The 11,747-nt window shown below is 53.5% G+C and carries 12 protein-coding genes; 10 read left to right on the top strand and 2 right to left on the bottom strand.

The window, feature by feature from the left end; translation table 11 throughout:
- Positions 1-139, bottom strand: a 139-nt coding sequence (locus tag ACG74X_RS14110; RefSeq protein ID WP_411235640.1) for an ATP-grasp domain-containing protein, incomplete at its 3' end; no start/stop codon positions are given.
- A 67-nt stretch (positions 140-206) separates the two neighbouring features.
- Complete coding sequence (locus ACG74X_RS14105; RefSeq protein WP_411235612.1) at positions 207-746, bottom strand: hydrolase; 540 nt, start codon at positions 744-746, stop codon at positions 207-209.
- A gap of 476 nt (positions 747-1,222) precedes the next feature.
- On the opposite strand from ACG74X_RS14105, the gene ACG74X_RS14100 reads away from it, so the two are divergent.
- From ACG74X_RS14100 to ACG74X_RS14055, 10 genes are all read left to right on the top strand, one after another.
- Positions 1,223-1,927 (top strand): GntR family transcriptional regulator, encoded by a 705-nt coding sequence (locus ACG74X_RS14100; protein ID WP_411235611.1) that lies wholly within the window; start codon positions 1,223-1,225, stop codon positions 1,925-1,927.
- A 37-nt stretch (positions 1,928-1,964) separates the two neighbouring features.
- On the top strand, positions 1,965-3,734 hold the full coding sequence (gene oxc / locus ACG74X_RS14095) for an oxalyl-CoA decarboxylase (RefSeq protein WP_411235609.1): 1,770 nt from the start codon (positions 1,965-1,967) through the stop codon (positions 3,732-3,734).
- Between the two features lie 46 nt (positions 3,735-3,780).
- Positions 3,781-5,043: a formyl-CoA transferase gene (gene frc, locus ACG74X_RS14090; protein WP_411235608.1), complete on the top strand. Its 1,263-nt coding sequence runs from the start codon at positions 3,781-3,783 to the stop codon at positions 5,041-5,043.
- A gap of 56 nt (positions 5,044-5,099) precedes the next feature.
- Complete coding sequence (locus tag ACG74X_RS14085; RefSeq protein ID WP_411235607.1) at positions 5,100-6,017, top strand: methionyl-tRNA formyltransferase; 918 nt, start codon at positions 5,100-5,102, stop codon at positions 6,015-6,017.
- Positions 6,018-6,055: 38 nt separating this feature from the next.
- Entirely contained in the window at positions 6,056-6,304 is a 249-nt protein-coding gene (locus ACG74X_RS14080; RefSeq protein WP_411235606.1) for a hypothetical protein, read from the top strand.
- A 1-nt stretch (position 6,305) separates the two neighbouring features.
- Positions 6,306-7,169 carry a universal stress protein gene (locus ACG74X_RS14075; RefSeq protein ID WP_411235604.1) on the top strand — a complete coding sequence of 288 codons (864 nt, stop codon included), beginning with the start codon at positions 6,306-6,308 and terminating at the stop codon, positions 7,167-7,169.
- A 194-nt stretch (positions 7,170-7,363) separates the two neighbouring features.
- Complete coding sequence (locus tag ACG74X_RS14070; RefSeq protein ID WP_411235603.1) at positions 7,364-8,299, top strand: Bug family tripartite tricarboxylate transporter substrate binding protein; 936 nt, start codon at positions 7,364-7,366, stop codon at positions 8,297-8,299.
- Between the two features lie 144 nt (positions 8,300-8,443).
- Positions 8,444-8,971: a tripartite tricarboxylate transporter TctB family protein gene (locus ACG74X_RS14065; protein ID WP_411235601.1), complete on the top strand. Its 528-nt coding sequence runs from the start codon at positions 8,444-8,446 to the stop codon at positions 8,969-8,971.
- Positions 8,972-9,012: 41 nt separating this feature from the next.
- Positions 9,013-10,530, top strand: coding sequence for a tripartite tricarboxylate transporter permease (locus ACG74X_RS14060; protein ID WP_411235599.1), 1,518 nt, complete (start codon positions 9,013-9,015; stop codon positions 10,528-10,530).
- A 162-nt stretch (positions 10,531-10,692) separates the two neighbouring features.
- Positions 10,693-11,745 (top strand): ketopantoate reductase family protein, encoded by a 1,053-nt coding sequence (locus ACG74X_RS14055; protein ID WP_411235597.1) that lies wholly within the window; start codon positions 10,693-10,695, stop codon positions 11,743-11,745.
- Positions 11,746-11,747 lie beyond the last annotated feature (2 nt).

Below are 11,747 nucleotides of genomic sequence, written 5' to 3'. Positions count from 1 at the left end.
CCTTCACAACCCAAAGCGGACCATCCAACGCCCCCGCCGCCGTCTTCGCCTCCTCAGCCCTCAGGACAACACGCCCCTCAGACACAGGTGCCCCATAACTGCGAAGCAACGCTTTCGCCTGGTATTCGTGTATGTTCATCTGGTCCTCCTTAGGTTGGTGCAGCGTGCACCCGCCAGATCAGATGTGACTGACCTAACGTTTTTTGTTATTTGATAAGCGGTAAAAGTTTTTTGAATGCGGGCGTGCCTGCCTTGCCCAGCCATTCGAAAACGACCATTTCTGTTGTCACAATACCCACGCCACTGCTGCTCAGACGTGCGAGACAGGCCTGTTCACTGTCCAGAGTGCGTGACGCGGTGGCGTCAGAGACGACGAAAACCTCGTAGTTTTGTTCAATCAGGCTGGCCGCTGTCTGAACAACGCAAATATGCGCCTCCATCCCAGCGAGAATGATTTGGGTGCGCCCGGATTTTTCGACGGCTTGGGCAAAGGTATCTTCCTCCATGCACGAAAAGTGCATCTTTTCGATGAAAACCGCATGATCCGGATTGGAAAGCTCGGGAACTGTACGCCCTAGGCCCGTGGGATATTGTTCCGTGATAATGACCGGAACCCCGATCTCGGTGGCGGCAGACAGGAGTGTGCGGGCGTTACGGATTGTGCGCGCAGGTGCCTGCATTGCGGGCACCAGTCGTTCCTGCATGTCGATTATGACAAGTATGGATTCCTTTGCCCGGATGAGCATATGCGGTCTCTCCTGATGCGCAGTAAAGAAAATTTCCGGCGCTTGGTATGCCACATACCATGAGGAAATATTCACATCAAGTTTGTTTGTCCGGTGTGAGGTAAAGCTGCGAATCGCTGCAGTGGCTCATGAGACGATGTGAGGGAGTTTAGCAGATTGTAGATGCTGCGGGGCGGCATTTTCGGCAATCTCAGCTTTCCAAAGCCTTCGGAGAACAGGTTTGAGGTTTTGTATAAAATGAAACTTTAACAATGCCTTGATCCTGATTTTGGGATAGCTTCGCGCAACGACATAGCGGTTCCGTAAAATATTAACCTATGTCGAGACCCCGGCTGATTTATTCTGTGATTTTTTGCTCGTTTCGCATGTGCAGCGTAGACGGTTGAAGATAGGAATTGCCGTTTCGTAGTATTTGGTCTATGGTATACCAGTGGTCAATTGGACAGTCGGCACGTCTGGAAAAGCTGGAGACACACATGAAGCTGCGACCGATCGCAACGAATTTCACGCTGAAAGATCACGTGTACGAACGGTTGCGGGAAGCGATAACAGAGATGGATATCTACAGCGCGGATACGGATCTGCGGCTGGATGAGCGGTCTTTGGCAGAGCAGCTTGAGGTGTCGCGGACGCCATTGCGGGACGCCATCGCACGGTTGGAGAGCGAGGGCCTGGTTTCGGTGGTGCCGCGCAAGGGTGTGTTTCTGCTGCGCAAGAGTTTGAACGAGATACTTGAGATGATCGTCGCCTGGGCGGCGCTTGAAAGTATGGCGGCACGGATCGCTGCGACCGAAGCGACGGATGCAGAGATAGAGTCTCTGCGCAAGATTGCGTCACGGCACAACGATAAGGAATCGCCGACGCGGATTTCCGAGTATTCAGATGACAACATCAAGTTTCACCTCAGGATACTGGAAATTTCGCATTGTGCGCTTCTCAAGGTTATGGCTGAGGGGCTGTTTCTGCACATGCACGCCGTTCGGATGCGCGCAATGGGAGAGGGGGATCGGATCGAAAGATCCGTCGTGGATCACGCCGAAATCATCGAGGCGCTTGAGGCGCGCGATGCGGATGCAGCCGCAGCACGGGTGCGAGAGCATACGATGAGGTTGCATGAACATGTCCGCAAAACATGGACACGATTGGAGCTTGCTCAGAAAGACAAAGCAAAGACCGCATAAAGCGACATAAGTCGCGGGCGGAACCGGGAGGAAAGAAATGTCACTCGCTAGTACGAATCCAGAATTAAGTGAAAACACTGTCGCGCCTGAAACCTTAACGGACGGCTTTCATCTGCTTATAGATGCGTTGAAGCTGAATGGCGTTGAGACGATTTACAACGTTCCGGGCATTCCAATCACCGATCTGGGGCGCTACGCCCAGAGAGAAGGGATTCGCGTTCTGTCTTTCCGACACGAGCAGCATGCAGGCTATGCGGCATCGGCAGCAGGGTTTTTGACGAAAAAGCCGGGTGTGTGCATGACCGTATCGGCCCCCGGATTTCTGAATGGTTTGACCGCGTTGGCCAATGCGACCACGAATTGCTGGCCGATGATCCTGATATCCGGATCGTCCGAGCGCGAAGTCGTTGATCTTATGCAAGGTGATTACGAAGAGATGGACCAGCTGGCCATCGCGAAGCCGCTGTGTAAAGCAGCGTATCGCATCCTGCACGCAGAAGACATCGGGATCGGTGTGGCACGGGCGATCCGGGCTGCAGTCACCGGACGTCCGGGCGGTGTTTATCTTGACATACCCGGTTCGCTTTTAGGGCAGACTATGGATGCCATTGAAGGCAAGAATTCCCTGGTCAAAGTGATTGATCCTGCCCCCAAACAACTGCCGGCACCCGATGCGGTCGCGCGGGCCATCGACGTTCTGAAAAGTGCGAAAAAGCCCCTCATTATCATGGGCAAAGGGGCGTCCTATGTTCAGGCGGACGATGTTGTCCGGGAATTGATCGAGAAATCCGGCATTCCGTATTTGCCGATGTCCATGGCAAAAGGACTTTTGCCTGACACACATCCGCAATCGGCCTCGGCGGCGCGGTCTTTGGTGCTTAAAGAGACGGATGTTGTTTTGATGCTTGGGGCGCGACTGAACTGGTTGCTGAGCCACGGCAAGGGGAAACAATGGGGCGCTCCCCATTCCAAGAAATTCATTCAGATCGACATTGAGCCAAAAGAGATGGACAGCAATGTGGAAATCGCAGCCCCGCTGGTCGGGGATGTCGAATCCTGTGCGCAGGCTTTGATTGATGCGATGGGGGCGGATTGGGAGAAACCCTCTGCGGATTGGACCGGGGCAATCCGGGCCAAAGTTGATGGCAACATCCAGAAAATGGCATCACGGTTGCAGAACAATTCGGTGCCAATGAATTATCACTCGGCCCTGGGCGTGATCAAAAAAGTGTTCGAGGATCATCCGGACACGATTTTGGTGAATGAAGGTGCCAACACGCTCGATTTTGCGCGTTCGATTGTCGACATGCACAAGCCGCGGAAACGTCTGGATGTTGGCACTTGGGGCGTTATGGGCGTTGGTATGGGATCTGCGGTTGCGGCTGCTGTCGAAACCGGCTGCCCGGTTATCGCGGTTGAAGGCGACAGCGCTTTTGGGTTCTGCGGCATGGAGATTGAAACGATCTGTCGCTACGATCTGCCCATCTGTGTTGTGATCTTCAACAATAACGGGATCTATCGCGGGGATGACGAAAACCTCTCGGGCGGTGACGATCCGGCAACCACGGCATTTGTCAAAGATTCCCGATACGAGAAAATGATGGAGGCGTTTGGCGGCGTTGGTATCTATGCAACATCGCCGGATGACTTGAAGCGGGGCATCCTGACGGCATTGAAAACCGGCAAGCCCACCTTGATCAATGCGATCATCGACGAAGCGGCGGGCAAGGAAAGCGGAAATATCGGTAGCCTGAACCCACAGTCAATCGTTGCGCAAACACGTGCTGCAGAAGCCGAAGGCAACTGACCATGGTGCAGCCAAGACAACACCTTAACACGTAGGAAAGATAAACATGAAAGCTTTGGACGGCGTTAAAATCCTCGACTTCACACATGTACAATCGGGCCCGACCTGCACCCAGTTGCTGGCATGGTTCGGGGCAGATGTGATCAAGGTCGAACGCCCGGGTGTTGGTGATGCGACACGCAAGCAACTTGTTGATGTGCCGGGGGCAGATTCGCTTTATTTCACAATGCTGAACCACAACAAGCGGTCGATCGAGCTGAATTCCAAGAACGAAACGGGCAAGGAAATCCTGACCCGACTGATCGAGGAATGTGACGTTCTGGTCGAAAACTTTGCGCCGGGCGCGTTGGATCGTATGGGGTTTTCCTGGGAGCGCATCCAGGAGATCAATCCAAGGATCATCATGGCGTCGGTCAAAGGGTTTGGTCCGGGTAAATATGAAGACTGCAAAGTCTATGAAAACGTCGCCCAGTGCGCGGGCGGGTCTGCATCCACAACCGGATTCCGCGATGGCCCGCCTTTGGTCACCGGTGCGCAGATTGGCGATAGCGGAACGGGGCTGCATCTTGCTTTGGGTATCGTGACTGCGTTGTTCCAAAGGGAAAAAAGCGGCCGTGGGCAAAAGGTTCTGGCACCGATGCAGGACGGCGTGATCAATCTCTGCCGGGTAAAGCTTCGCGATCAGCAACGCCTTCAGGCAGGGCCTTTGACAGAATATTCGCAATACGGGGCAGGCGAGCCATTTGGCGAGGCAACTCCACGGGCCGGTAATGATTCCGGTGGGGGCCAGCCAGGTCGTATTCTGAAATGCAAAGGATGGGAAACCGATCCGAACGCCTACACCTATTTCATCACGCAGGCCGCGGTTTGGGAAAAGGTGTGCGATGTTATCGGAGAGCCCGAGTGGAAAACCAAAGAAGGCTACGCCACCCCGCCAGAGCGGCTTGACAAGCTGGATGAGATTTTCGAACGGATCGAGCAGTGGACGATGACCAAGACCAAGTTCGAGGTCATGGAAATCTGCAACCCGCATGACATTCCCGTGGGTCCCATTCTGTCGACCAAGGAAATCATGGAAGATGACGGTCTTCGCAAGACCGGAACCATTGTCGACGTCGATCATCCCGAACGTGGTCAATACACGTCCGTGGGATGCCCAATCAAATTGTCAGACAGCCCGGTCGAAGTGACCCGCTCTCCTTTGTTGGGGGAACACACGGTTGAAATTCTTGAACAGGTTTTGGGCTATGGGGCCGATGATCTGACGCGCATCATGGAGTCAGGTGCCGTCGGAAAAGCCAGCAATTGATCGACAAAACAGGCTGAAACGAAGCGGAACACATGCTTCACAATCGGGGGGAAACAATGAAACTGATCGTCATGGGACAGCAAGCCTTCGGCAAGGATGTGCTTGCCAAACTGCTGGAGACGGGCACCGACGAGGTTGTTGCTGTTTATTGTGAGCCCGATAAAGAAGGCAAACCGGTTGATCCGATCAAAGAGTTTGCTTTGGAAAAGGGTCTGCCGGTTCATCAGCCTGCAAATTTCGATTCCCAGTCAGCGATTGACACGCTGGCTGGGTATAACGCAGATCTTATGATCATGGCTTTCGTGAATGTCTTTGTCCCGGAAGCCGCCCGAGAGACGCCAAAACTGGGATCAATCTGTTTTCATCCATCCCTGCTGCCTTTGCATCGAGGGCCGTCTGCGGTGAATTGGCCTATCATTATGGGGTCAACCAAATCTGGATATTCCTGGTTTTACCCGACAGACGGTTTGGACGAAGGTGACAGTTTGTTGCAATGGGAATGCCCGATTGACCCGGATGATACCGTGATCCAGCTGTATTTTAACAAGATTTACCCGCATGCCGTGAATAGCGTGCTGACGGTGTGCGACTTGTTTCGCAGTGGCAATCCACCCAGGATCGTGCCGGATGAAGCGCAAGCCACGTATGAACGCCGCTGCACCAAAGCCCATGCGCAGGTGAAATGGCACGCGCCTGTGCATCAGGTTTACAACCTGATCCGCGGAACCAACCCGGCACCGGGTGCCTGGACGACATATAACGGTGCAGAAATCGGGATCTTTGACAGCGCTTTGGTCAAAGGAGACGGGATATCCGGACGCGTGCGCGAGATCAGCGAAGATGGAATTGCTGTTCAATGTGTCGGCGGACGTATTCTCGTAAAGCGTGTGCGGCCTGCAGGTCAGGCCAAGATGTCGGCTTCGGAATGGGCGGCGCAAATCGGATTGAAACCTGGCGATACCTTTGGGACCTAAAACAGCATCCGGGTTTTCCAGAATAGAATTGGAAACACATGTCTGGCTTTGAAATACAACATGCGAACCAAGCGCGGCCAATTTGTGAAATCGGTGCCGAATTGGATGCGGCGTCACGGTATTGGTGTCGGCCTGCCCAGAGTGAAATGCGCTTTGCCGCCAGGGGTGCCGTCAATTTGCCAGACTGTGGCGGGATCACGCCGAAGTCCGTTACGGGCTTGCCAGAAATGCCGTCAGCAGAGTTTATCTGCATCTATGATGACGGCCTGATTGACGGAATGTTCTGATATGACCAGCAGCACGCTTCATACGATAATGGTCCCTGTTCGGGGCGACGGTAAAGGCCCTGTTCTATTTGCACATGCGGCGGCTCTTGCGCGTCGATTTGGTGCCCATATCAAAACGGTGCATTGTCATCCCAAGGCAGAAGACTTGATGCCTTTTGGCGTTGTTGTGCCAGGCTTCCTGCGCGAGCAAATCGAAAAGGCCGCCAAACATACCGCCGATACCGCACATGATATCGTTTACGAAAAATACAAAGCTGATGCGGCCAAGCATGGCATCAGCGAACAAGATGCGGAAATGAACAAAGCCACCACCAAGTTCCACGAATATGAGGGCAAACAGGTGGATGCCGTAAGATATTTTGGCCGACTGTCGGACCTGATCTGTGTGGCAAAGCCCAGCCGGGAAGAAGACCTTGGTTTCAATACGCTGAAATCGGCGCTGTTCTCGTCCGGTCGGCCCGTGATGGTATGTCCGGACACAGATCAGGTGCCACCGGATCTTGGCAAACATGTTGCAATCGCCTGGAATGGATCGATCGAGGCGTCCAGAGCTGCGGCAATGGCGATGCCGCTGATTGAATCCGCTGAAAAGGTCACGATTCTGACCGGTGGCAAAAGCCAACATGCCGCAACCGCCGAAGATTTCAGCGTTTATCTGTCGCGGCGCGGTGTGACGGCTGACATTCTGAACTTTAAGGGCCAGGGGAATGTCGGGCGAGAATTGCTTAAAAAATGTAGCGAAGTGAATGCGGATGTGATGATCATGGGCGCGTACCATGACCGCTATGAACGCGAATCTTTGCTTGGCGGAAACTCTGCAACAATCGTGGCCGAGGCTAAGATTCCGGTGGTGATGGTCCACTGACATAATGATGGAACGAAAGACATGGGGAGGAGACTTCGACGACAAACGAAAAGCGGAGACAGAAACTCGTAATAATATGAGTCGTTCTTCGCGGCGTTCAGTCAAACTGAGACGCCAAAGACTGTAAAACCCCAAGGGAGGTAAAGATGAAAATTTGGAAAACTTTAGCAACCAGTGCTGCCGCATTAGCGATAATGGCACCAGCAGCGATGGCAGAATGGCAACCGCGTAAACCTGTCGAGTTCATAATCATGGCGGGCACCGGTGGTGGGGCCGATCAGATCGCGCGTTTGCTTCAGGGGCTTATCCAGAAAAACGATATGAGCCCGCGTCCGTTCATTCCGATCAACAAACCTGGTGGCTCGGGTGCTGAAGCTTTGTCTTATCTCAAAGGCAAAGAAGGCGACAATCATACGCTTATGGTTGCGTTGAATAGCTTTTACACAACGCCAATCATTCAAGAAGAGCTGGACATTGATATCACGTCATTCGCGCCAATTGGCCGTATGGCGATGGATACATTCCTGCTTTGGGTGAACACAGAACGCGAAGATGTCACCGATCTGGACAGCTATGTCGCGACTGTCAAAGACGCCGGCGGCACTTGGAAAGTTGGTGGCACGGGATCGGGCCAGGAAGATTCCATTCTGACGGCGATGATGGAAAAAGAACTGGGATATGAAGTGACGTATATTCCGTTCCCCGGTGGCGGCACAGTGGCCAAAAACCTGGTCGGCAACCAGATCGACTCCACCGTGAACAACCCGTCCGAGCAAATGGAATTCTGGCGCGCTGGAAACTCCAAGCCTTTGGTTCAATTCAATGGTGAACGGACAGCCCCGTTTGAGGATGTTCCAACAGCCAAAGAGCTGGGTGTCGACATCGAATACTACATGCAGCGGTCGATCAGTGGCCCTGCCGGAATGGATCCCGAGGCCATCGCCTGGTATCAGAACCTGTTTGAAGAACTCTTCAATTCGCAGGAGTGGCAGGACTATTGTAAGTCAGACGGTCTGACATGTGATCAATGGTTGTCGGGTGATGCGCTGGCAGAATTCCATGACCAACAATTACAGCGTCATGTGGAACTGATCGAGGCCGTTGGTGCCGACAGTATCATGTCCAAATAAAACGATATCCTCCGAGTGACGCGCTCACTCGGGGGGACGATAACAGTCTTATCAAGCCAGCTGGTACACACACCAACTGCAACGCGTCTTGCGTCGCAGTCAGGAAGTTTTTGCTTTCAAGCTGCTTGGAAACGGAGGAATAACATGTCTGTTCGTACCGCCGAATTGCTAATGGGTATCTGCACGCTCCTGCTGTCTTTTGGATTGATGTATAACGTCATCTCCAATGACCTCACCATTGGCTGGCTGGAAGGCAGGGGGCCGGGTGCTGGCATGTGGCCGTTCTGGTTATCGGCAGGCATGGCGTTGGCCTCTCTCTGGACGATCATAAGATGGTTCCGGGGTACAACGCCCGAGTCCCGTAATGAAAATCCTTATATTGATCCTGAAACGGTCTTTATCGTCGGGATTACGGTTTCTGCGATTTTTGGTCTGCTGCTTTTGACCTCTGTTATTGGTCTTTACTTTTCAATGATGCTGTTCCTGCTTTTCTACGTAAAAGGGATTGGGCGGCACAAATGGCCGATCACCCTGACAGTTGTTTTCGCAATGCCGGTTGCAATCTACATGTTGTTTGAGGTGGCGTTGAACAAATACCTCCCGCGCGGCTTGCCATTTTTCGAGAACATCTTCCTCCATATTGATGACTTCCGTTACTCGATAATGTCCTGAACCCCACCCGAAATTGCCAGAAACACAATAGGTTACACGCCATGGATACCATACTTAGCTTGCTGGCTGCCGGATTGTTACAATCCTTCGAGCCGCTCAACCTCGCCATGATCTTTCTTGGCTGTTTCGCGGGATTGTTCATCGGAGCAATGCCGGGACTTGGGTCAGTCAACGGTGTGGCAATCCTTTTGCCCGTAACCTTTCTCGTGCCACCCACTGCCGCAATCATCTTTCTTGCCGCGTTGTACTACGGGGCGATGTATGGCGGCGCGGTAAGCTCTATCACATTGGGTATTCCAGGGGCGTCTACGGCCGTGGCGACGGTGTTTGATGGCAGACCAATGGCGCAGTCCGGTCGCGCGGATCAGGCATTGATGGCCGCTGCCATTGCGTCTTTCATTGGTGGCACGATCTCTGTCATCCTGTTCACCGGATTTGCCCCGCCGCTTGCGGCCTTTGCTTTGAAGTTTGGGCCACAAGAAGAATTTGCCTTGATGCTGCTTGCCTTTGCCACGTTCATCGGGCTTGGCGGGGATGACATCCCCAAGACAATTTTCTCGATCCTTGTTGGCCTTGTCATGGCGGCGATCGGGTTTGACATTATTTCCGGCCAGCCGCGCCTGATTTTCTTTGACATGGTTGAATTCCAGCGCGGTATCCCGTTCCTTGTTCTTGCAATCGGCATCTACGGTATCGGCGAGATGATCTGGACGCTGGAACACACCAAAGGTGCCATTCGGATGCACAAGGTGGATTTCGGCTGGAGTAGGATCAAGGCTGGTCTCAAACAGACAAAAAAGTACCTGCCGGTTACGACGATGGGTTCGGTCTTGGGCTTTTTTGTCGGCACATTGCCCGCTGCAGGCGCAACACCGGCCTCTCTGATGTCTTATGGTTTGGCCAAGACGTTCTCCAAAGACGGAGACAGCTTTGGCAAAGGCAATGTGGCCGGTGTGGCCGCACCCGAAGCCGCAAACAATGCCGCATCCACCGGATCGATGTTGCCAATGCTGACATTGGGGATTCCCGGCTCACCGACAACGGCGATCCTGCTGGGCGGTATGATCATCTGGGGCCTGCGCCCGGGGCCGCTGCTGTTTACTGAAAGCCCTGATTTTGTCTGGGGTTTGATCGGCTCTATGTATGTTGCGAATTTTGTGACCGTGGTCCTGAATATCGCGCTTATCCCGGTCTTTATTCGCGTATTGGCAATGCCGTTCAGCATTCTTGCGCCTATTATCTTCATCCTGTGTGTAGTTGGCGTTTTTGCAACAACAGACCGGATGTTCGACACCTGGATGATGCTGTTGCTGGGCTGTGTTGGGTATCTGATGCGCAAGCTGAACTATCCGGTGGCCCCGGCTGTGCTTGCCATTGTGCTTGGCCCGTTGACAGAACGCTCTTTGCGGCAGTCACTTATTTCGAGCCAGGGGGACGCGATGACGTTTCTGGAACGCCCGATTTCGCTGGTTTGCATTTTGATCGCTGTCGCGTTGGTGTCCTATCCGTTTGTGTCCGGCATGTTAAAAAAACGCAGAGCCGCAAAAGCCGCGCAATAAGGCATCTAACAGACATCACCTAAAAAGAACCCCTCGCAAGGGGCGGGTCACTCCGAAATGGAGTGACCTTTACATCTTGCGCCTGTGGTCTCTTTTATCCGCGCTTCAACCCGCTACTATGCTTCTCAAACATGGAAATACTCTAGATTGGAAAGGGACATCATGGCCTATAAAATCGTAATCCTCGGGGCGTCATACGGATCGCTTTTGGGAACCAAGCTTCTCATGGCTGGACAAGACGTGACACTTGTTTGCCGACAAGCAACCGCAGACCTCATCAATGCCGAAGGCACCGATGTTCGCATCAAGCTGCGCGGCGAAGACGAGCACCGGTCGTTCAAATCCGGCGACCTGCCGGGCAATCTGGACGCCAAGACCCCGGAACAGGTCAATCCGGACGACTACGACATGGTCGCGCTTGCCATGTCGGAACCGCAATACTGCAATAGTTCGATCACCGCATTGCTAGAGCGGATCGCCCAAAGCGGTAAGCCGTGCCTGTCGATTATGAACATGCCGCCGCTGCCCTATCTCAAACGCGTCTCCGCGCTTGATACGTCCAAGCTTGAGCCAAGCTTTACCTGCCCGGACGCATGGAAGAGCTTTACGCCAGGCAATGTGACCCTGTGCAGCCCGGACCCGCAGGCCTATCGCGACCCCGAGGGTGGCGCGAACACGCTGCATGTTGGTCTGCCGACCAATTTCAAGGCAGCGCCCTTTGAATCAGACGCGCACAACAAGATTTTGCGTGATCTCGAAGCGGGCATTGATGCCGTGCGCGTGGATGGTCTCGACGTCCCTGTCAAACTGCGTGTGTTCGATTCTATCTTTGTGCCCTTTGCCAAATGGAGCATGTTGTTGACCGGAAACTACCGTTGCGTGTTGGACGATGGGGTCCGCCCGATCAAGGAAGCGGTTCACAGCGATGTGGCATTGTCCGAAAGCATCTATGAATTGGTCAATGATATTGTCAGCAAACTGGGCGCAGACCCGTCAGACCGTGTGCCATTTGAAAAATACGCCAACGCAGCGAATGGTCTTCTCAAGCCGTCTTCCGCTGCGCGCGCGATTGATGGTGGGGCAGATCGCATCGAAAGGGTCGACATGCTGGTTTCGTTGATCGCACAACAGGTTGGTGTGTCGACCAAGGAATTGTCCGGGATTGTTGAGACCGTCAACAATCGGCTAGAGGCAAACCGCGCGGTCGACGCATAGGC

The sequence above is a fragment of the Marivita sp. S0852 genome (assembly GCF_046591575.1).
In the GTDB taxonomy this organism is placed as follows: Bacteria; Pseudomonadota; Alphaproteobacteria; order Rhodobacterales; family Rhodobacteraceae; genus Marivita.
This window is presented reverse-complemented; position numbering and strand designations above follow the sequence as displayed.

Excerpts from the sequence above, each read along its gene's own strand:
- ACG74X_RS14100 (WP_411235611.1), top strand. The coding sequence starts at position 1,223 with ATGAAGCTGCGACCGATCGCAACGAATTTCACGCTGAAAGATCACGTG.
- ACG74X_RS14080 (WP_411235606.1), top strand. The coding sequence starts at position 6,056 with ATGTCTGGCTTTGAAATACAACATGCGAACCAAGCGCGGCCAATTTGT.
- ACG74X_RS14055 (WP_411235597.1), top strand. The coding sequence starts at position 10,693 with ATGGCCTATAAAATCGTAATCCTCGGGGCGTCATACGGATCGCTTTTG.
- ACG74X_RS14060 (WP_411235599.1), top strand. The coding sequence starts at position 9,013 with ATGGATACCATACTTAGCTTGCTGGCTGCCGGATTGTTACAATCCTTC.
- ACG74X_RS14105 (WP_411235612.1), bottom strand. The coding sequence starts at position 746 with ATGCTCATCCGGGCAAAGGAATCCATACTTGTCATAATCGACATGCAG.
- ACG74X_RS14085 (WP_411235607.1), top strand. The coding sequence starts at position 5,100 with ATGAAACTGATCGTCATGGGACAGCAAGCCTTCGGCAAGGATGTGCTT.
- ACG74X_RS14070 (WP_411235603.1), top strand. The coding sequence starts at position 7,364 with ATGGCACCAGCAGCGATGGCAGAATGGCAACCGCGTAAACCTGTCGAG.
- ACG74X_RS14075 (WP_411235604.1), top strand. The coding sequence starts at position 6,306 with ATGACCAGCAGCACGCTTCATACGATAATGGTCCCTGTTCGGGGCGAC.
- frc (WP_411235608.1), top strand. The coding sequence starts at position 3,781 with ATGAAAGCTTTGGACGGCGTTAAAATCCTCGACTTCACACATGTACAA.
- ACG74X_RS14065 (WP_411235601.1), top strand. The coding sequence starts at position 8,444 with ATGTCTGTTCGTACCGCCGAATTGCTAATGGGTATCTGCACGCTCCTG.
- oxc (WP_411235609.1), top strand. The coding sequence starts at position 1,965 with ATGTCACTCGCTAGTACGAATCCAGAATTAAGTGAAAACACTGTCGCG.